The sequence below is a fragment of the Pantoea sp. ACRSB genome (assembly GCF_022346905.1).
GTDB lineage: Bacteria > Pseudomonadota > Gammaproteobacteria > Enterobacterales > Enterobacteriaceae > Pantoea > Pantoea piersonii.
On sequence record NZ_JAKRNL010000002.1, the window covers coordinates 443793 to 463173 of the forward strand.

The 19381-nt window shown below is 58.1% G+C and carries 17 protein-coding genes; 5 read left to right on the plus strand and 12 right to left on the minus strand.

All coding sequences use genetic code 11. The features are described from left to right. The first annotated feature begins 55 nt into the window (after positions 1-55). Positions 56-1753, plus strand: coding sequence for an NAD-dependent malic enzyme (locus MHZ89_RS08335; protein WP_311782616.1), 1698 nt, complete (start codon positions 56-58; stop codon positions 1751-1753). Positions 1754-1888: 135 nt separating this feature from the next. Next, the gene (gene sanA, locus MHZ89_RS08340; RefSeq protein ID WP_120453202.1) at positions 1889-2608 is read left to right on the plus strand and encodes an outer membrane permeability protein SanA; all 720 of its coding nucleotides are present in this window, start codon (positions 1889-1891) and stop codon (positions 2606-2608) included. Between the two features lie 233 nt (positions 2609-2841). On the opposite strand, the gene mglC is transcribed toward sanA, so the two are convergent. From mglC to MHZ89_RS08375, 7 genes are all read right to left on the minus strand, one after another. Then, the gene (gene mglC, locus MHZ89_RS08345; protein ID WP_120453200.1) at positions 2842-3852 is read right to left on the minus strand and encodes a galactose/methyl galactoside ABC transporter permease MglC; all 1011 of its coding nucleotides are present in this window, start codon (positions 3850-3852) and stop codon (positions 2842-2844) included. A 19-nt stretch (positions 3853-3871) separates the two neighbouring features. Then, entirely contained in the window at positions 3872-5392 is a 1521-nt protein-coding gene (mglA, locus tag MHZ89_RS08350; RefSeq protein ID WP_311782617.1) for a galactose/methyl galactoside ABC transporter ATP-binding protein MglA, read from the minus strand. Between the two features lie 69 nt (positions 5393-5461). After that, positions 5462-6457, minus strand: a complete 996-nt coding sequence (mglB, locus tag MHZ89_RS08355; RefSeq protein ID WP_120453196.1) for a galactose/glucose ABC transporter substrate-binding protein MglB — start codon at positions 6455-6457, stop codon at positions 5462-5464. Positions 6458-6771: 314 nt separating this feature from the next. Beyond that, positions 6772-7812 carry an HTH-type transcriptional regulator GalS gene (gene galS, locus MHZ89_RS08360; protein WP_311782618.1) on the minus strand — a complete coding sequence of 347 codons (1041 nt, stop codon included), beginning with the start codon at positions 7810-7812 and terminating at the stop codon, positions 6772-6774. A gap of 147 nt (positions 7813-7959) precedes the next feature. Further along, a complete protein-coding gene (gene yeiB / locus MHZ89_RS08365) occupies positions 7960-9120 on the minus strand; it encodes a DUF418 domain-containing protein YeiB (RefSeq protein ID WP_311782619.1) in 1161 nt (386 codons plus the stop codon). A 250-nt stretch (positions 9121-9370) separates the two neighbouring features. Then, positions 9371-10036: a GTP cyclohydrolase I FolE gene (folE, locus tag MHZ89_RS08370; RefSeq protein WP_120453189.1), complete on the minus strand. Its 666-nt coding sequence runs from the start codon at positions 10034-10036 to the stop codon at positions 9371-9373. 125 nt (positions 10037-10161) lie between these two features. Then, positions 10162-11289: a YbfB/YjiJ family MFS transporter gene (locus tag MHZ89_RS08375; RefSeq protein WP_311782620.1), complete on the minus strand. Its 1128-nt coding sequence runs from the start codon at positions 11287-11289 to the stop codon at positions 10162-10164. A 104-nt stretch (positions 11290-11393) separates the two neighbouring features. Here MHZ89_RS08375 and ptrR point away from each other — a divergent pair, with 104 nt between their 5' ends. The 3 genes from ptrR to fghA all read left to right on the plus strand — a co-directional run bounded on the left by ptrR (position 11394) and on the right by fghA (position 14373). Then, positions 11394-12305 (plus strand): putrescine utilization regulator PtrR, encoded by a 912-nt coding sequence (gene ptrR, locus MHZ89_RS08380; protein ID WP_120453185.1) that lies wholly within the window; start codon positions 11394-11396, stop codon positions 12303-12305. Between the two features lie 88 nt (positions 12306-12393). Then, a complete protein-coding gene (locus MHZ89_RS08385) occupies positions 12394-13518 on the plus strand; it encodes an S-(hydroxymethyl)glutathione dehydrogenase/class III alcohol dehydrogenase (RefSeq protein ID WP_120453184.1) in 1125 nt (374 codons plus the stop codon). Between the two features lie 12 nt (positions 13519-13530). After that, positions 13531-14373 (plus strand): S-formylglutathione hydrolase, encoded by an 843-nt coding sequence (gene fghA / locus MHZ89_RS08390; RefSeq protein WP_311782621.1) that lies wholly within the window; start codon positions 13531-13533, stop codon positions 14371-14373. Positions 14374-14424: 51 nt separating this feature from the next. On the opposite strand, the gene MHZ89_RS08395 is transcribed toward fghA, so the two are convergent. The 5 genes from MHZ89_RS08395 to MHZ89_RS08415 form a co-directional block, all read right to left on the minus strand. Next, a complete protein-coding gene (locus MHZ89_RS08395) occupies positions 14425-15213 on the minus strand; it encodes an ABC transporter ATP-binding protein (RefSeq protein WP_120453180.1) in 789 nt (262 codons plus the stop codon). Continuing rightward, positions 15210-16268, minus strand: coding sequence for an iron ABC transporter permease (locus MHZ89_RS08400; RefSeq protein WP_033750328.1), 1059 nt, complete (start codon positions 16266-16268; stop codon positions 15210-15212). The genes MHZ89_RS08395 and MHZ89_RS08400 overlap by 4 nt, the downstream gene beginning before the upstream one ends. Before the next feature lie 224 nt (positions 16269-16492). Beyond that, complete coding sequence (locus tag MHZ89_RS08405; protein WP_311782622.1) at positions 16493-17959, minus strand: amino acid permease; 1467 nt, start codon at positions 17957-17959, stop codon at positions 16493-16495. Positions 17960-18088: 129 nt separating this feature from the next. Then, positions 18089-18955: a DNA-binding transcriptional regulator YeiE gene (gene yieE / locus MHZ89_RS08410; protein WP_311782623.1), complete on the minus strand. Its 867-nt coding sequence runs from the start codon at positions 18953-18955 to the stop codon at positions 18089-18091. A 9-nt stretch (positions 18956-18964) separates the two neighbouring features. Then, positions 18965-19345 carry a YkvA family protein gene (locus MHZ89_RS08415; RefSeq protein WP_311782624.1) on the minus strand — a complete coding sequence of 127 codons (381 nt, stop codon included), beginning with the start codon at positions 19343-19345 and terminating at the stop codon, positions 18965-18967. Between the last annotated feature and the right edge of the window lie 36 nt (positions 19346-19381).

The following is a 19381-nucleotide window of genomic DNA, read 5'->3' on the forward strand; positions in this document are numbered from 1 at the left end:
AAGAAGACTGGCGTCTGAGCTTTGCCAGACAACATCGCAACCGGAGCATCAATTCATGGAACATGAGTACGAAAGTAAGCGTCCGCTGTACATCCCCTACGCTGGCCCGATCCTGCTGGAATTTCCCCTGCTGAATAAAGGCAGCGCCTTCTCGCTGGAAGAGCGCAACGAATTTAACCTCAACGGCCTGCTGCCTGAAGCGGTCGAGAGTATCGAAGAGCAGGCTGAGCGCGCCTGGCGTCAGTTCCAGGATTTCAAAAACAATAACGATAAGCACGTCTACCTGCGCAATATTCAGGACACCAACGAAACCCTTTTCTATCGCCTGCTCGACAATCATCTCGAAGAGATGATGCCGATTATCTATACCCCAACCGTCGGCGCGGCCTGCGAACACTTTTCCGAGATCTACCGCCGCGCGCGCGGCGTCTTTATCTCCTATCCGAATCGCGCCCATATCGAAGATATGCTGCAAAACGCCACCAAGCAGAACGTGAAGGTGATTGTAGTAACCGACGGCGAGCGCATTCTCGGCCTCGGCGATTTGGGCATCGGCGGCATGGGCATTCCTATCGGCAAGCTGTCGCTCTATACCGCCTGCGGCGGCATTTCACCCGCTTATACGCTGCCGGTGGTGCTGGACGCCGGTACCAACAACCAGCAGCTGCTTAACGATCCGCTCTATATGGGCTGGCGTCATCCGCGCATTACCGGCGAAGAGTATGACGCGTTCGTTAATGACTTTATCCAGGCGGTTAAACGCCGCTGGCCGAACGTGCTGCTGCAGTTTGAAGACTTTGCGCAGAAAAACGCCATGCCGCTGCTGCAGCGCTACCGCGATGAAATCTGCTGCTTTAATGACGATATTCAGGGCACCGCCGCCGTGACCGTCGGCACGCTGATCGCTGCCAGCCGCGCCGCGGGCAGCCGCCTGTGCGAGCAGAAAGTGGTCTTCCTCGGCGCAGGTTCCGCCGGTTGCGGCATCGCCGAGCAGATTATCGCCCAGATGAAATCTGAAGGATTAAGCGACGAAGAGGCGCGCGCCCGCGTGCTGATGGTCGATCGCTTCGGCCTGCTGACCGACAAACTGCCAAACCTGCTCGATTTCCAGAGCAAGCTGGTGCAGAAAAGTGAAAACCTGAAGGAGTGGGATACCTCAAGCGATTCAATCTCGCTGCTTGACGTGGTGCGCAACGCCCGTCCCGATATTCTTATCGGCGTTTCCGGCCAGCCGGGGCTGTTTACCGAAGAGATCATCCGTGAGATGCACAAACACTGCGCGCGCCCCATCGTGATGCCGCTCTCCAACCCGACGTCACGCGTGGAAGCGACCCCAGCGGATATTATCGCCTGGACAGACGGCGCGGCACTGGTAGCGACCGGCAGCCCCTTCTCGCCGGTGAGCTGGAAAGGCAAAACCTATCCGATCGCGCAGTGTAACAACTCCTATATCTTCCCTGGCATCGGCCTGGGCGTTATCGCCTCAGGCGCGACGCGCGTTACCGACTCAATGCTGATGACGGCAAGCCGCGCGCTGGCCGACTGTTCGCCGCTGGTGAACGAAGGCGAAGGGCCGGTGCTGCCGGAGATTAAGGATATTCAGGGCGTATCGAAAATTATCGCCATGGAAGTCGGCAAAGCCGCGCAGCTGGCTGGCGTCGCGGTAGTCACGTCGGAAGATGTGCTGTCGCAGGCGGTGGCTAATAACTTCTGGCTGCCGCAGTATCGCCACTATCGTCGTACCTCTATCTGACAGACCAACGCCGGGCCGTCTCAGGCCCGGCAGTCGCGCAAAAATCCATCAGCCAGCCGGCAGTAACTTGCTTCGTGGCAGGTCCTCAAGTAGCCTTGATGCACCGAATTTTCCTGACCTCGAGCGCCCACGCGTATGTTGAAACGCGTTTTTATTGGTCTTCTGTTCATCATCTTACTGGTGGTGGCGACCGCGCTCGGCCTGGATCGCTGGATCAGCTGGAAAACTGCCCCCTATATTTACGAAGACGTCGCCTCGCTGCCGCATCGTCAGGTTGGCGTGGTACTAGGCACCGCGAAGTATTACCGCACCGGCGTCTATAACCAGTATTACCTTTATCGCATTCAGGGCGCGCTGAACGCCTACAACAGCGGCAAGGTCAACTATCTGCTGCTCAGCGGCGACAACGCCATGAGCAGCTATAACGAACCCATGACCATGCGTCGCGATCTGATCAAAGCGGGCGTCGATCCGCAGGATATCGTGCTGGACTATGCCGGTTTCCGTACGCTTGACTCCATCGTGCGCACGCGCAAGGTGTTCGACACCAACGACTTTATTATTATCACCCAGCGTTTCCACTGCGAGCGCGCCCTGTTTATCGCCCTGCATATGGGGATTCAGGCGCAGTGCTATGCGGTGCCCTCACCGAAAAATATGCTCAGCGTCCGTTTCCGCGAGGTGGGCGCGCGTCTCGGCGCGCTGGCCGATCTCTATGTCATGAAGCGCGAGCCGCGCTTCCTTGGCCCGCTGGTGCCAATACCGGCGGTGCATGAGGTGCCGGAAGATGCGCAGAGCTATCCGGCGGTAACGCCGGAGCAGCTGCTGGAAAGCGAGCAGAAAGCGCAGAAATAGAAAGAGCGGATGTCATTTTATTCAGGCAGCTCCGAAGCCTGTCCAGCGGGCGACAGGGGCTGTGGAGCAAAGCGTCCCGCGCCATGGAAGGCGCGGGCCGAGCGGGCAAGGATGCCTTAAGCGCCTTTGCGGAACAGCCCCTGTCGTCCGCTCAGCCTCTGACCCCCCAACCGGTACCGGCCAAATAAAAAGAGCGACCCGCAGGTCGCTCTTTTTTCAACATTCCTTCAGTGTTACTTCTTACGCGAGTACTTCAGCGAATCCAGCGCCACGGCGAAGATAATGATGCCGCCCTTGATAATGTACTGCCAGTAAGGGTTCACGCCGATATAGGTCAGACCGTAGTTGATCACGGTAAAGATGATCACGCCGGTCACCACGCCCGCTACCGTACCCACGCCGCCGGCAAAGGAGACGCCGCCCACCACGCACGCCGCGATAGCGTCCAGCTCATACATAAAGCCGAGGTTGTTGGTGGCACTGCCGATACGGCCCGCTTCCAGCATCCCGCCGAAGGCGTAAAACACGCCGGAAAGCGCATAGATAAGGATCAGGTTAAAGTTCACGTTAACGCCAGAAACCTTCGCTGCTTCCGGGTTGCCGCCGATAGCAAAAATGTTTTTGCCAAAGCGGGTTTTATTCCACAGGATCCAGACGAAAACGATAGCGATAATGGCGTAGAAAGTAATATAGGAGAGCTTAAAGTCGCCAAAGCGGAAGAAGCCCTGCGTGAACTTTGAGAAGCCCGTATCAAACCCGGCAATCGGCGACGCGCCAACAAAATCGTAATAGAGCGAGTTGATGCCGTACACGATAATCATGGTGCCGAGTGTGGTAATAAACGGGGTCACCTTGAGATAGGCGATAATAACGCCGTTCAGCAGGCCGATCAGTCCACCAATAACGCACACCACCAGAATAACCAGCGGAATCGGTACGGTTTCCAGCGTCGGGAAGACCTTATTGGCGTTTTCCATCGACTGCAGCAGCGTTGCCGCCACTACCGCCGCCAGCCCCACCTGACGACCGGCCGAGAGGTCGGTGCCCTGCGTAACGATCAGCCCCGCCACGCCCAGCGCGATAATAATACGCACCGAAGACTGGGTGAGGATATTACTCAGGTTCATCAGGCTTAAAAATGTCGGATCCTGGAAAATAATAATAGCCAGTAAAACCAGCAGAACGACATAAATGCCGCCCTCTTTCAGCCAGGTTAGCGCATTCTTTTTAGTAGTCGCTTTCATGTTAACAGCCCTTGCTTCATTAAAGGTGTAATGACGCTAAACGCAATATTTCGTTCTGCGTGGTTGTCTTGGTATCTACAATGCCCGCTACCTGACCGTTGCTCATCACCAGAATACGATCGGTAATGCCCAACAGCTCCGGCATTTCGGAAGAGATAATAATGATGCCCTTCTCTTTCTTCGCCAGCTCGGCAATCAGCTGGTAGATTTCGAATTTCGCGCCGACGTCAATACCGCGCGTCGGTTCGTCAAGCATCAGTATTTCAGGCTGGGTCAGCAGCCAGCGGCCGATAATAACCTTTTGCTGGTTACCGCCCGAAAGCGATCCAATTTGCGTGTGGTGCCCCGGCGTTTTTACACGCATGGCGTCGATAACCCACTGGGTATCGCTCTTCATGCGTTTATTGTCCAGCAGCCCGATATTGTTTTTATACTTCTTAATATTCGAGATTAACGAGTTAAACCCGATATCCAGATAGGCATAAATACCGGTAGAGCGACGCTCCTCCGTCACCAGCGCAAACCCGTGATTAATGGCTTCGTTGGCGCTGTGGTTATTAATCGCTTTGCCGTGGAGCTTAATAGTGCCGCTAACTTTCTCGCGAATACCAAACAGGGTTTCGACGATATCGGTACGCTTGGCGCCCACCAGCCCGGCAATGCCCAGAATCTCCCCTTTACGCAGATCGAACGAAACGTCGCGAATCGACGGCTGACGCAGCGACGTTAAATTACGCACCTCAAGAATGGTTTCGCCCGGCACGTTAGTTTTGTTGGGAAAACGCTGGTTCAGGGAGCGACCGACCATCATGGCGATGATCTTATCCATATCCAGCCCTTCCAGCGGCTGGGTGGCGATCCACTGCCCGTCACGCAGAATAGTAATTTCGTCGCACAGCTGGAAAATCTCTTCCATCTTGTGCGAGATATAGACAATGCCGCAGCCGCGATCTTTCAGCTTGCGGATAATGGTGAACAGATGGTTCACCTCTTTTTCCGTCAGCGAAGAGGTCGGCTCGTCCATAATGACGATTTTGGCGTCATAGGAGAACGCCTTGGCGATTTCAATCATCTGCATCTGCGAGACAGAGAGCGTCGCCACTTTGTCACGCGGATCGATATCAATATCCAGCTCGTCGAAAATCGCTTTGGTATCGCGATACATTTTATCCTGATCGACGAACGGGCCTTTTTGCGGATAGCGACCCAGCCACATATTGTCCATGACGGTGCGCTGTAAAACCAGGTTCAGCTCCTGGTGCACCATCGAAACGCCATTTTCCAGCGCCTCTTTTGAACTTTTAAAATCTATTTCCTCACCCTGAAACAGGATGCTCCCCGTATCTTTTTTATAAATACCAAACAGGCATTTCAATAATGTCGATTTACCGGCGCCGTTTTCACCCATCAATGCATGAACGGAGTGAGGCCGCACTTTTAAATTCACATTATCTAAGGCTTTAACCCCTGGAAATGATTTTGACACATTCGTCATTTCCAGCAGATATTCACGCTGCGCGGTCGGATTATCACTGGCCATAATTTACCTGGCTAAAAAAAGCGTTGGTCAAGTGAAAACAGGACGCGGCTCAGCCGCGCCCGGACAGGATTACTTCTGGAACTGAGACAGATTCTCTTTATCGACCGGAACGTAAGGTACGCGGACGATTTTGTCGGTAATTTTATAGCTGGTGCCTTCGGTGGCGGCTTTGCCGTCCGCCAGGTTTTTCGCCATATCCAGCGTTGCTTTCGCCTGGTTTTCAGCATCGTTCAGGACGGTGCCCGCCAGCGCGCCCGATTTTACCAGCGCCAGCGCTTCTGGCAGCGCATCGACGCCGAACACAGGAATAGAGGTCTTGTTATGTGCCTTCAGCGCTTCAACCGCGCCCATCGCCATGGCGTCGTTGTTAGCGATGACCACTTCGATTTTGTTGGCGTTCGGGCCAGAGAGCCACGCGTCCATCTTGTCTTTAGCCTGCGCGGTATCCCACATTGCGGTATCCATCGCCAGCTGCTGAGTTTTGATGCCGTCTTTGTTCAGGGTATCGATGACATACTTGGTGCGCGCTTCGGCATCCGGATGGCCCGGCTCGCCTTTCAGCAGCACGAACTGAATCTGACCATCTTTGTTCAGGTCCCAGTTCGGCGAGGCTTTCCAGTGTTTCTCAATCAGCTGGCCCTGAATAATGCCGGACTCTTTAGAGTCGGTGCCGACATAGTAAGCTTTGTCGTAGCTGGCCAGCACTTTCGCGTTCGGCTCTTTGTTGAAGAACACCACCGGCACGTCATTGCTGCGCGCTTTATCGATCACTACGGCTGCCGCAGCCGGATCCACCAGGTTAATCGCCAGCGCCTTCACGCCTTTCGCCATCAGCACGTCAATCTGGTCATTCTGCTTGGACTGGTCGTTCTGCGAGTCATTCATCAGCAGCTGCACGCCGCCGAGGTTTTTGGCTTCTTTCTCGATGTCCTTGCGTACCATCGACATAAAGTTGTCGTCATATTTATAGATGGTCACGCCGATACGCGTGTCCGCTGCGTGTGCCGTTGCGCCGAACATCATGCTGGCAACCAAAGCTGTAAGCGTGAAAACCTTCTTATTCATGGTATCTCCGGTTTTTTGCAGGGTAGTACTGGCTCAGACGCGTCAAACGCGTAAGAGCTTTCGGTAAAATAAGATTCGGCGAGTCAAAAAGAGGCGAGTGGTATCCCGCTACCCCGCTGAATCGCCGTCCAGAAACCTGACTTCCTTGTGCGACAACGCATCCTGAAGATGTGATGAACCTTTTCAACGGGTTGCTGAAACCACGCCAGCTGCGGTTATGGCGGCGTTACATAATGTTTCAGTCCGGTAAGACGCAGCCATCATAGTGAGCGGCATGTTAATTAACTGTGAATACAATCACAGATTGAAAACGGTTACATCAGGCTATCGCCTGAATTAGTGACAGACTCCACATTTTGTCGCTGAGCCACAGAATGACGACGCACCAGCGTCGGCATAAAGACATGCTGCGCGCTGGCGTCCAGCTGGCCCGCCGCGCCGCTCAGCGCCAGCTCTGTCGCCAGTTTTGCCATTGAAACAATGGGATAGCGCACCGTGGTCAGTTGAGGATCGGTGTAACGCGACATGGGAATATCATCGAAACCGATAATAGAGAAGTGCTGCGGCACCTGAATGCCGTTATCTTTCAGCGCGGTAAGCGCGCCGGCCGCCATGCCGTCGTTGTAGGCAAAAATCGCGCTGAGATGCACGTTACGCCCCAGCAGCTCTACCATCGCCGCTTCACCGCCCTGCATATCGGGTTCGGCGCTGGCGATCCAGCTCTCCTGCGGACGGATGCCCTGCTCCACCAGCGCCTGCTCCCAGCCTTCACGGCGCTGCTGTACATCTTCGATCGGATGGCTGGAACAGAGATAGCCGACGCGGCTATGTCCCTGCTGCAGCAGCATTCTGGTCGCCATCAGCGCACCAGCCACGTTATCCAGGCTGACGCAGCGATGGGCGAAGCCCGGCACGATGCGGTTTACCATCACCATGCCCGGCACCTGCTGCATAAAAGAGGCCAGCTCTTCGTCTGAAAGCGTTTTCGCGTGCACCACCAGCGCATTGCAGCGCTGACGGATCAGCACCTCAATCGCATGGCGCTCTTTATCTTCCTGATGCCAGGAGTTGCTGATCAACACATGTTTGTGCAGCCGCTGCGCCACGGTATCCACCGCTTTAACCAGCGCGCCGAAGAAGGGATCGGAGACGTCCATTACCACCACGCCGATGGTATCGCTCACCTGCGTCGCCAGCGCCTGCGCGTTGGCATTGGGGCGATAGCCCAGCGACTCCACGGCCTGCAGCACCGCATCGCGCGTGTCGGCAGTGACGGCGCTGCTGTTATTCAACACGCGTGAGACGGTCGCCACCGACACGCCAGCCAGACGGGCAACATCACGAATCGTTATCATGCAGCTGTTCCACAGAGGAAAAAAAGGCATCACGCCAGGAAGTAAACCCGGCGCTATTCTGTCAGGCGCGGCTAAACAGCAGCGTGAATCACGTCACACTGATGAAAACGGTTACATACAATTATGTAACCTTTGTGATGAACATCATTATCTGAATGAGGGACGATGCGGTGTTTTGCCTGCCGCCAGACGCGTCAGCCGCCGCCAGAGCCACTCAAGCGGCCCCTGCGGGAAAAAGCGCAGCCAGATCACCGAGAAGAGGATATTGACGAGCCAGACAGCAGGGACAAACGCCAGCAGCTGCAGGCGGTCGAAGCGCATAAAGAGGTCAAAGCGATAAAACAGCGTGGTGCAGATCAGCGTCTGCAGCAGGTAGTTGCTCAGCGCCATACGGCCGACGCACTGGATCGCCGCGCTGAAGCGCCAGCGGGCCAGGCGCGGCCAGTAGGCCAGAATAAGCGCGGCATAGCCGAGACTGATAAAGGGGCTGGCGAGATCGCGCGGCACCTGCAGATAGAAGCCGCTCCAGCGAAACGACCAGTGCAGCATCCACTGCGACACCACGCCGGACAGGGCAATGGCATAGCCTGTTATCAGCAAAAGCGCGGCGCAGCGGCGATAGTGCCGCGCGCTGAAGCCGCCGGTCAGCCAGCCGCAGCGCAGCAGCGCCGCGCCCATCATCATCAGGCCTGCCAGCTGCCAGCCATACTGCGCCGCCAGCGCCATCAGGCTGGAAGAGAGATGATCGAGACGGTTATGCACCGCTTCCCAGCCGCCGGCCAGCTTCCAGAAGCGTTCATACTCCAGATCGGCCGCGCCTGGCAGCCATGAACTGCTCGGTTCGGGAGCGGAGATGGAGCCGAAAATAAGCAGCACGCCGCAGCCCACCAGATAAAGCAGCGCGCCGGTATGAAACAGGCTGCGCGTTGAGGGCACGTCGCGCAGCATACGCCAGACGATCAGCCCGATAATGGCGTAATCAAGCAGGATATCCCCTTCCCACATCGCAATGGCATGGAACAGGCCGATAATCGCCAGCAGCGTCAGGCGCGCCGACAGCCAGCGGCCGCCGCGCGGCAGCTGGAGCTGCAGGCCCGCGCCAAACAACAGCGCGAACAGGGTAAGGAATTTCAGCTGCGCCAGGGTATCAAGCACCGCCCAGGTCCAGACCTCGTCGGTAGCCGGCTCGCCGTGCCAGGCAGGATTCAGATAAGCGGCGGAAGGTAAAGCGAAGCCGACGATATTAAGCAACAAAATGCCGAGGATGGCGCAACCGCGAATAAAATCCAGCGCATGATAACGTTGCATATCGGTCCCTGTTGAGGTGAGAAACAGAGGCGGCTTAAAGCCTGCTGGGGGATGGCGCAGACCGAAGAGCAAACGCCCCCGCGTCAGGAACAAACGTCGGAAGCGTTCTTGCACAACGCGGAGCCGTGGCCCGATAATAAAAGCGCCTCAAATAAGGCGCCTGTTCGCGAGCCGCGATCTCCTGTTTGCGTCTTTACGATCGGGCTTTCTCACCCTCGCAGGCGCATAGCCAACAGCCTCGCCCTGAGATTTAAATATGGCGTACCGCGCGCAGGAATTCCTGGCGGGTATTCTGGCTCGACTTAAACAGACCGCCCAGCGAAGTGGTGGTGGTTGCGCTGGTGGCATCCTTCACCCCGCGCGCTTTCACGCAGTAGTGCACCGCATCGATAGAAACCGCAACGTTGTTGGTACCAAGCAGCGTCTGCAACGCCACCAGCACCTGCTGCGTCAGACGCTCCTGCACCTGCGGACGCTGGGCAAAGAACTGGACGATACGGTTGATCTTCGACAGGCCGATCACCTTGTCTTTTGGAATATAGGCCACGGTGGCTTTGCCGTCGATAATCACAAAGTGATGTTCGCAGGTGCTGGTCAGCGTGATATCGCGCACCGTCACCATCTCATCCACTTTCATCTTGTTTTCGATGACGGTGATTTTGGGGAAGTTAGCGTAATCCAGGCCGGAGAACACCTCATCCACATACATTTTGGCGATGCGATGTGGCGTCTCCATCAGGCTGTCATCCTCAAGATCCAGATTCAGCAGCTGCATGACTTCAGTCATGTGGCCAGCGATCAGGCGCTTACGGGTTTCATCATCCATTTCACGCGTCGGCGCGCGTAACGGCGTCTCCAGGCCTCGCGCCAGCAGCGCTTCGTGAACCAGGATAGCTTCCTGACTAAGGGTGCTCATCGTACTCATCTCCGCAGGTGTAACGCCCGCCGGAGAGACCGACGGGTTCAATTCTGAGCGCGTATTGTGAAGCTTTCCGTTTGGGTAATCCAGTAATCAATCCAATCGGCGATGAAAGCTTTTCATTATGATCGTCGCCAGACCAGAAGACCGCCCACGGCCAGCCCCAGACCGGCGATCCACAGCGCCGGCTCCAGCCGGTGCAGCAGCGCGGTGGAGAGCGACGACAGCACCGGCCCCACCAGCTGCCCAATGGCGTAGCCAGTGGTCAGCAGTCCCGCCATATAGCGCGTATGCTGCGGCGCCAGCTCACGCGCACAGGCCAGCGCAAGCTGCACCACGCAGAGAAAGCCGCCACCCACCAGCAGCGCACCAATCAGCAGGCCGCTAAAGCCCGGCAGCCACGCCGCCGCCACCACGCCCAGCGCCTGCGCCCAGAGCACCAGCGCCAGCCGCCGGTGCGTGCTGGCGAGGCCGCGCGTCAGGATCCCCAGCGCAATGCCGACTATCGCCGCGCCGCCGAAAATCGGCCAGACGAACTGGGCGAATGCGCCGTCGGGAAAGCGCGCCGCCGCCATCTGTGACAGAAAAGTCGCAGGCAGAATATAGCCGAAGCCCGCCAGGCTATAGCTCAGCACCAGCCGTCGTAAATTTCTGGTCAGCACCAGCGGCTGCGGCGCCTGATCGGGTCGATGCAGATCGCCGACGCGGCGCGGCAAATTGCGCGCGACAGCGGCGATAAAGAGCAGCGCCAGCAGGCCGTAAGCCGCCCAGGCCAGCGAGGCGGAAACCTGAAGCGCATGCAGCTGCACCGCCAGCAGGCCGCTGATGAAAATCCCCGCGCCGGGTCCGGCGAAGACCGCCGCTGACAGGCTGGGACGGCCGTAATGATGCAGCTGTTCGCTGCTCCAGGCGGCAACCAGCACCAGCGCCATGCCGCTCGCCCAGCCGATAAGAAAGCGCACTGCCCCGTGTAGCCAGGGGCCGCTGACGCAGGCGGAGAGCAGCGTCAGGATCACCGCGCCCCAGACGCCCAGCTGCAGGCGCAGCTCGACGTGGCGCCTGGCGCGCATCGCGTCAAAGGAGCCGCACAGGTAGCCGAGATAGTTAAGCGCCGCGACCAGGCTGGCGCTGGTCAGCGTCAGCTGGCCGTCGTGTATCATCAGCGGCACCTGCGGCGTAAAGGCGAAACGTCCAATCCCCATCACCACGACCAGCGCCAGAAAGGCGCTGAGCGCCACGCGAAAAGCCATTTCCTTACTCCTGCGTTTTATTATCTCTTGCTTATAACATGCCAGCTTATTAAACTCACGAAAACTGAATAATTCATATCAAGTTGTTTACGAGAAAAGAATAAATGGATCTTGTCCAGCTACGTATGTTCTGTTCTGTGGCCGAAACCGGTTCGCTGGCGCGCGCTGCGGAACAACTCCATCGCGTCCCCTCTAATCTCACCACGCGGCTACGCCAGCTGGAAGAGGAGATTGGCGTCGACCTGTTTATCCGTGAGAAACAGCGCATTCGCCTGTCGCCGATGGGCCACAACTTTCTTAACTATGCACAGCGAATCCTGACGCTGAGCGACGAGGCGCTGAGTATGGCGCGCGCCGGCGAACCGGCGGGTAACTTCGCGCTCGGCTCGATGGAGAGCACCGCCGCGACGCGCCTGCCGGGCCTGCTGGCGGCCTACCATCAGCGCTTCCCGAAGGTCGCGCTGTCGCTGATCACCAGCACCTCCGGCGAGATTATCGACAAAGTGCGCGAAGGCACACTGGCCGCCGCGCTGGTTGACGGCCCGGCGCCTTATGACGATCTCAACGGCTGTATCGCCTTCCGGGAAACCCTGACGCTGATCACCAGCCTCGATCATGCGCCGGTGGAGAGCGCGCGCGACGCGCAAAACGATACGCTGTTCGCTTTTCGCAACAGCTGCTCTTATCGCGTGAAGCTGGAAGCCTGGTATCGCGACAGCGGCGTCGCGCCCGGCAGCGTCATGGAGATCCAGTCCTACCACGCGATGATGGCCTGCGTGGCGGGCGGCGCGGGTGTAGCGATGATCCCGGAATCGGTTTTAGCGCAGATGCCTGAGCGCGCCCGCGTGCAGGCGCATGAGCTGCCGCCGGCGTACCGCGATACTGCCACCTGGCTGATGTGGCGACGCGACGCTTTTACGCCCAACGTCGAAGCCCTGAAATATTTGATTATTGATATGTTTGACGACCGGCCGCAGGACGATCGGCTACTGCATCCGCTGCAGGTCGCAGACTAATTACTCAGTTACGCGCTATTTTTATTGATATCACGACCACGGACGCGACCGTTTCGGCGCGTCCTCATCTGACCGCAAGAGGGAATGCATGAACATGATCAAAACCCGCGCCGCCGTTGCCTGGGCCGCTGGCGAACCGCTGAAAATCGAAGAAGTGGATTTGATGCCGCCGCAAAAAGGCGAAGTGCTGGTGCGTATCGTTGCCACCGGCGTTTGCCATACCGATGCCTATACCCTGTCGGGCAAAGATCCGGAAGGCGTGTTCCCGGCGATTCTCGGCCATGAAGGCGGCGGCATTGTAGAAGCGGTAGGCGAAGGCGTGACCAGCGTCGAAGTAGGCGATCATGTAATCCCGCTTTACACGCCAGAGTGCGGCAAGTGCAAATTCTGCCTGTCGGGCAAAACTAACCTCTGCCAGGCGATCCGCTCTACCCAGGGCAAAGGCCTGATGCCGGACGGCACGACGCGCTTCTTTAAAGACGGCAAGCCGATTTTCCACTATATGGGCACCTCGACGTTCTCCGAGTACACCGTCGTCCCGGAAATTTCGCTGGCGAAAATCAGCAAAGAAGCGCCGCTGGAAGAAGTTTGCCTGCTGGGCTGCGGCGTCACTACCGGCATGGGCGCGGTGATGAATACCGCCAAAGTTAAAGAAGGCGATACCGTAGCGATTTTCGGCCTCGGCGGCATCGGTCTGTCGGCGATAATCGGCGCGAAAATGGCGAAAGCCGGACGCATTATCGGTATCGACATCAATACCAGCAAGTTCGACCTGGCACGCAAGCTGGGCGCGACCGATCTGGTGAATCCGAAAGATTATGAGAAACCGATCCAGGACGTTATCGTTGAGATGACCGACGGCGGCGTGGATTTCTCCTTTGAGTGCATCGGCAACGTCAACGTCATGCGTTCCGCGCTGGAGTGCTGCCATAAAGGCTGGGGCGAATCGGTAATTATCGGCGTGGCCGGCGCGGGCGAAGAGATCTCTACCCGTCCGTTCCAGCTGGTCACCGGTCGCGTCTGGCGCGGTTCCGCCTTCGGCGGCGTGAAGGGCCGCTCGCAGCTGCCGGGCATCGTGCAGGACTATCTGGACGGTAAATTCGCCCTGAACGACTTTATTACCCACACCATGCCGCTGGAAGAGATTAATGAGGCCTTCGATCTGATGCACGAAGGTAAATCTATTCGTTCGGTGGTGCACTTTAACAAGTAATCGGGAGGCGATATGGCAACCACGCTGGAACTGCTGGAAGAACACCGGATGTTCGGCGGCTGGCAACAACGCTGGCGACACCAGTCAGACGTGCTGAACTGCCCGATGACCTTCAGCATTTTTTTGCCCAGTCCGAAAGACGACACGCCGCCGCCCGCGGTGTGGTTTCTGGCAGGGCTGACCTGTACGGATGAGAATTTCAGCACCAAATCCGGCGCGCAGCGCGTCGCCTCGGAGCTGGGACTGGTGTTAATTATGCCGGACACCAGCCCGCGCGGCGATGCGGTCGCCAACGACGCCGCTTACGATCTTGGTCAGGGCGCGGGGTTCTATCTCAATGCCACCCAGGCGCCCTGGTCAGCGCACTACCGCATGTTCGACTACCTGAGCCAGGAGCTGCCGACGCTGATCGCCGGCAACTTCAATATCAGCGAGCGGCAGTCGATTATGGGACATTCGATGGGCGGCCACGGCGCGCTGATGCTGGCGCTGCGCCTCGGCAACCGCTTCGCGTCGGCGTCGGCTTTTGCGCCTATCGTCAATCCCAGCGAAGTGCCCTGGGGTCAGAAAGCGTTCAGCGCCTACCTGGGCGAGGACCGCGCAGCCTGGCGCGACTATGACAGCTGCGCGCTGATGCGCGAGGTGCAGTCGCGTCTGCCGATCCTGATCGATCAGGGGGACAGCGATCAGTTCCTGGCAGATCAGCTACAGCCGGAGCGGCTGGATGTGGTGGCAAGAGAGGTGGGATTCCCGCTGACGCTGCGCGTGCAGCCCGGCTATGACCACAGCTACTACTTCATCGCGACCTTCGTCGAGGATCATCTGCGCTTCCATGCGCAGCATCTGCTGGTGTAGAACGTTCAGGGCCGCAATGCGGCCCTGAATTTTAGCTGTGCGTCACGCTATTTAAACCAGCGCTGAATCCGCCAGCCCGTCGATCATTACCTGCGGCATCCCCTGCGAGCAGCGCTCAATACGTCCTTTCACGCCATAGACCTGCGCCAGCGTTTCCGGCGTAATCACCCGATCCGGCGCGCCGTCCGCTATCAACGCCCCCTCTTTCAGCATCAGCGCATGGTGCGCATGGCGTAAGGCGATATTAATGTCATGCACCACCACCACGGTGACGATATTGCGCTGGGCGGTTTCGCGCCGCACCAGATCCATCACATGGAACTGATAGTTAAGATCCAGCGCGCTCAGCGGCTCATCCAGCAGCAGCAGTTCCGGGCGACGGATCAGCGACTGCGCCAGGCCCACCAGCTGTTTCTGGCCGCCCGAAAGCTGATCGAGATAGCGCATCGCCAGATGCGAAATGCCAAGCTGTTCCAGCAGATACATCACTTCCGCTTCGCTGGCAGCGTTATGCAGCCCGCCGGACGCGCGCTGCGCCACGATAATCGACTCCAGCACATGCAGATGCACGCCCGCAGGCAGCGACTGCGGCAGATAGACCACGCGCCGGGCGCGGCGGGCAAAAGGCTGCTGCATCAGCTCTTCGCCGTTCAGCCAGAGTTCGCCCTGCCCTTTGTTCAGCCCGGCCAGCGCGCGCAGCAGCGTCGATTTGCCGCAGCCGTTCGGCCCCAGCAGCACCGTAATTTTGCCGCGCGGCAGCAGCGGTACGCTGAGATCCTCAATGACTTTGCGTTTCGGGTAGCCCGTGGTGAAGTGTTTTAACGTCAGTCCCTGGCTCATACATTCCCCCGGTGGCGCAGAATAATGCTCAGGAAGAAAGGCACGCCAACCAGTGAGGTGACGATGCCAACGGGAATAATCACGCCAGGGATCAGGTTTTTCGACGCCACCGACGCCATCGAAAGCACCAGCGCGCCGGTCAGGGCGCTGGCAGGCAGATAGTAGCGATGATCTTCGCCGAAAATCATGCGGGCGATATGCGGCGCCACCAGCCCGATAAAGCCGATTGGCCCGACAAAGGCAACCGCCAGCGCGGAAAGAATACTGATGCGCAGCAGCGTCGCGAGGCGCAAACGGCGCACGTCGATGCCGAAACTGACCGCGCGGTCTTCGCCGAGGCGCAGCGCGGTCAGCTTCCAGCTGCTGAGCAGCGAGAACGGCAGCAGCAGCGCAAATGCGGCGCTCAGCACGCCCAGCTTCTCCCAGGAGGCGCGCGCCAGACTGCCCATGGTCCAGAATACCAGGCCCTGCAGGGTATCTTCGCTGGCGATAAACTGCATCATCGACACCAGCGCGTTAAAGGTAAACACCAGCGCGATGCCAAACAGCACCACGCCTGAGGTAGAGACCCGCGTCCAGCGCGTCACGCCGTCGAGCATCAGCGCGGCGAACAGCGCAAAGACAAAGGCGTTGGCGGAAATCAGCCACTGATCCGGCACGCCAGGAATGCCGATACCGAGAATAATCGCCAGCGCCGCGCCAAAAGCCGCCGCCGAGGAGACGCCCAGGGTAAAGGGGCTGGCCAGCGGGTTATTCAGGATGGTCTGCATCTCGGCGCCCGCCAGGCCAAGACAAAATCCCACCACCACCGCCATCAGCGCATAGGGCAAGCGGATATCCCAGACGATGACGCGCGTACCGGCGTCGACGGTTGCGGGGTGAAGCAGAGATTGCCACAGCGTCGGCAGCGAGAGTCCAGCCGGGCCAAGCGTAAAGTCCAGCACCAGCGAGGCAATAATGGCCAGCACCAGTACGGCGATCATCAGCATGCGGCGGCGCAATACCTGATGATAGCGGCCCATAGCGCCCTGCGCGGGCAGAGTTGAGTCCGTCATAAAAAGCCTGTTCTAAAGGTTCGGTCGAAAACGCTGCCACAATAGAGCAGATGATAATAATTATCAATTCTTCAACCTAAACAAAAGGGCACCTTAACGCAAAAAGCGCGGCCCCGCCGCGCTTCCTGTGCTACCGCAAATAACAAGGCCCGAGCGCAAAGGCAACCCACGCTTCTGTGAGTCAGACGCTTTGCTCTGCGGGCCTCGTCATCTGTTCTGTAGCCTTACTCTTTGTGGATCGGGAATTCCATGTCGCTGTACTTCACGAAACGGGTGCCTCGCGTCAGCCTGTAGCCGAACCAGATAATCAAAAACAGCGGCAGTCCGATATAGGTAGCGGCGACGCCGTACCAGTCGATTTTGTCGTTAAGGAAAGCCTGATAGTTCTGGCCCAGCGTGATGATCAGACAGAGCACGAAGGCAAAAATCGGGCCGACCGGGAAAAAGCCTGAACGGTATGGCAGATCGTCAAGGCTGTGGCCCTGCGCGATATAGCCGCGACGGAAGCGATAGTGGCTGATGGCAATGCCCAGCCAGGCGATAAAGCCGGTCATACCAGAGGTATTCAGCAGCCACAGATAGACTTCCTGGTTGCCGAACTTCGAGGTCAGGAAGCAGAGACCCGCCACGACGGTGGTCGCCAGCAGCGCGTTGCGCGGCACGCCGCCTTTCGACAGCTGCGCGAAAATGCGCGGCGCTTTGCCTTCGCTCGCCAGGTTATAGAGCATGCGCGTTGAGGCATACATGCCGGAGTTGCCCGCTGACAGCACCGAGGTCAGGATTACCGCGTTCATCACCGCCGCCGCCGACAGCAGGCCCGCATTCTGGAACACCAGGGTAAAAGGACTGACGCTGATATCGGTTACATCGTTATGCAGCAGCTGCGGATCGGTATAAGGCAGGATCAGGCTGATAATCAGGATAGCGAAGATATAAAACAGCAGAATACGCCAGAAAACCTGACGCACCGCGCGCGGAATGTTTTTCGCCGGATCTTCCGACTCCCCCGCCGCGATGCCGATAAGCTCAGTGCCCTGGAAAGAGAAGCCGACTATCATCGCCACGCCAATCATCGCGGCGAACCCACCCGCGAACGGCGCTTCGCCGACCTGCCAGTTATGCCAGCCGGCATGTTCGCCGCCGCGCAGAATGCCAAGGATCATCAGTACGCCGACAACGATAAAGATAATGACGGTGGCGACCTTAATCAGCGAGAACCAGTATTCCGCTTCGCCGAAGCCTTTCACAGAGATGAAGTTAAGCAGGAACATCAGGCAGAGGAACAGCGCGCTCCAGATCCAGCCCGGCGTATCAGGGAACCAGTAGTTCATTACCAGCTGCGAGGCGACGAGATCCACGGCGATGGTGACCGCCCAGTTATACCAGTAGTTCCACCCCAGGGCGAAACCAAAGCCCTCTTCAACATATTTTGAACCGTAGGTGGCGAAAGAGCCGGAAACCGGCATAAAAGCCGCCAGCTCGCCGAGGCTGGTCATCAGGAAGTAGACCATCAGGCCAATCAGCGCGTAGGAAAGCAGCGCGCCGCCGGGGCCTGCCTGAGAGATAGTGGCGCCGGAGGCGACAAAAAGGCCGGTGCCGATCGAACCGCCGATGGCGATCATCGTCAGGTGACGCGCCTTTAACTCGCGTCGTAACGCAGGTTGTTGTGTTGTATTTGTGTCGTTATGCATGTGTAAACACTAGGCTCGCTAAAAATGAGGCGCGATTGTAGCAATTCACCCTGCCCTGTATAGCACTGGCGCCGTGTTATTAGTTACCTTCATGATCGCCGCTGAATTATAAGCAAAAACCTCTTGCGGCTACTCGCGGCAGTAAGAGAGAAAGCGGTTAAGCGCTCTGGAAAGGTGCTTCTGACGATGGTGAATACGGTAGAGGGTGCGCGTCAGGCGCGGCAGCGGAATCGACAGTTCCACCAGCGTTCCCGCCTCCAGCAGATCGGCGATAACGCGACGCGACAGACAGCTGATGCCCATATTGTGCCGCACCGCATGCTTGATCGCCTCTGAATTACCCAACTCCATGCCCAGCTGAAAGGCCGGCAGATGCGAGAGCAGCAGATAGTCGACGATTTCGCGCGTGCCGGACCCGCGCTCGCGCAGGATCCAGGGCGCGTTGCCGAGGCTCTCCAGCGTGACCGGCTGGCGCAGAATCTCCGCATCGGGCGCGGCGAACACCACCAGCTCATCCTCCAGCCAGGGATCGCTCACCAGTTCGGTCATATGACACGGCCCTTCAATCAGGCCGACATCGACGCGGAAATCGGCCACGGCGTTAATAACGTCCTGGCTGTTGCCAACGCTCAGCTCCAGCGGCAGGCCGGGAAAGTCGCGGCGAAAAGCGGCTATCATGCCCGGCAGCAGGTAATTGCCGATGGTGCTGCTGGCGTAAATACGGATTGCGCCGTTGTCCTCTTTAAACAGCTGTTCGATTTCACTCGCCTGCTCCAGCAGGCCAATGGCGCGCGGATAGAGCAAACGACCGTGTTCGTTCAGCACCAGCCGCTTGCCGACGCGATCGAACAGCTGTACGCCAAGCTGGCCCTCCAGGTCCGCCAGCGCCGCACTCACCGCAGACTGCGAGAGCGCCAGCACCTGCGAGGCCTGGGTCGTCGAGCCGCTTTTCAGCACCTCGGTAAACACTTCTATCTGACGCAGCGTGATATGCATGGTTTCTCCTCACATGGCGTAGCGATGCACGAGGTAAAACAGCACCGCCAGCCAGATCAGCACCATTAAAACCAGGCCAAAGCCGCTGACGACCTTTTTGCCGCGCGCGCGCTGCACTTCGGCGCGCTCCGCGCTGCTGATGCGCACGTCGCGCGGCAGCAGACGCAGCAGGATCAGCACGCCCAGCGGAATAATAATCGCATCGTCCAGCAGGCCGATAATCGGGATAAAGTCGGGAATAAGATCGATGGGGCTGAGCGCATAGGCCACCAGCCCAAACGCCAGCAGCTTAAACCACCACGGCGTACGCGGATCGCGGCAGGCGAACCACAGGGTCAGCACATCTTTTTTGATCAGGGCGGCCCAGCGGCGTAAACGGGCAAATAACATCTTTCGGCCTTATCGGTTTATCTGGTTGATTGCAAA

Bases quoted from the DNA above. Each gene is read 5' to 3' on its own strand.
- MHZ89_RS08335 (WP_311782616.1), top strand. From the start codon at position 56: ATGGAACATGAGTACGAAAGTAAGCGTCCGCTGTACATCCCCTACGCT.
- sanA (WP_120453202.1), top strand. From the start codon at position 1,889: ATGTTGAAACGCGTTTTTATTGGTCTTCTGTTCATCATCTTACTGGTG.
- mglC (WP_120453200.1), bottom strand. From the start codon at position 3,852: ATGAAAGCGACTACTAAAAAGAATGCGCTAACCTGGCTGAAAGAGGGC.
- mglA (WP_311782617.1), bottom strand. From the start codon at position 5,392: ATGGCCAGTGATAATCCGACCGCGCAGCGTGAATATCTGCTGGAAATG.
- mglB (WP_120453196.1), bottom strand. From the start codon at position 6,457: ATGAATAAGAAGGTTTTCACGCTTACAGCTTTGGTTGCCAGCATGATG.
- galS (WP_311782618.1), bottom strand. From the start codon at position 7,812: ATGATAACGATTCGTGATGTTGCCCGTCTGGCTGGCGTGTCGGTGGCG.
- yeiB (WP_311782619.1), bottom strand. From the start codon at position 9,120: ATGCAACGTTATCATGCGCTGGATTTTATTCGCGGTTGCGCCATCCTC.
- folE (WP_120453189.1), bottom strand. From the start codon at position 10,036: ATGAGCACCCTTAGTCAGGAAGCTATCCTGGTTCACGAAGCGCTGCTG.
- MHZ89_RS08375 (WP_311782620.1), bottom strand. From the start codon at position 11,289: ATGGCTTTTCGCGTGGCGCTCAGCGCCTTTCTGGCGCTGGTCGTGGTG.
- ptrR (WP_120453185.1), top strand. From the start codon at position 11,394: ATGGATCTTGTCCAGCTACGTATGTTCTGTTCTGTGGCCGAAACCGGT.
- MHZ89_RS08385 (WP_120453184.1), top strand. From the start codon at position 12,394: ATGAACATGATCAAAACCCGCGCCGCCGTTGCCTGGGCCGCTGGCGAA.
- fghA (WP_311782621.1), top strand. From the start codon at position 13,531: ATGGCAACCACGCTGGAACTGCTGGAAGAACACCGGATGTTCGGCGGC.
- MHZ89_RS08395 (WP_120453180.1), bottom strand. From the start codon at position 15,213: ATGAGCCAGGGACTGACGTTAAAACACTTCACCACGGGCTACCCGAAA.
- MHZ89_RS08400 (WP_033750328.1), bottom strand. From the start codon at position 16,268: ATGACGGACTCAACTCTGCCCGCGCAGGGCGCTATGGGCCGCTATCAT.
- MHZ89_RS08405 (WP_311782622.1), bottom strand. From the start codon at position 17,959: ATGCATAACGACACAAATACAACACAACAACCTGCGTTACGACGCGAG.
- yieE (WP_311782623.1), bottom strand. From the start codon at position 18,955: ATGCATATCACGCTGCGTCAGATAGAAGTGTTTACCGAGGTGCTGAAA.
- MHZ89_RS08415 (WP_311782624.1), bottom strand. From the start codon at position 19,345: ATGTTATTTGCCCGTTTACGCCGCTGGGCCGCCCTGATCAAAAAAGAT.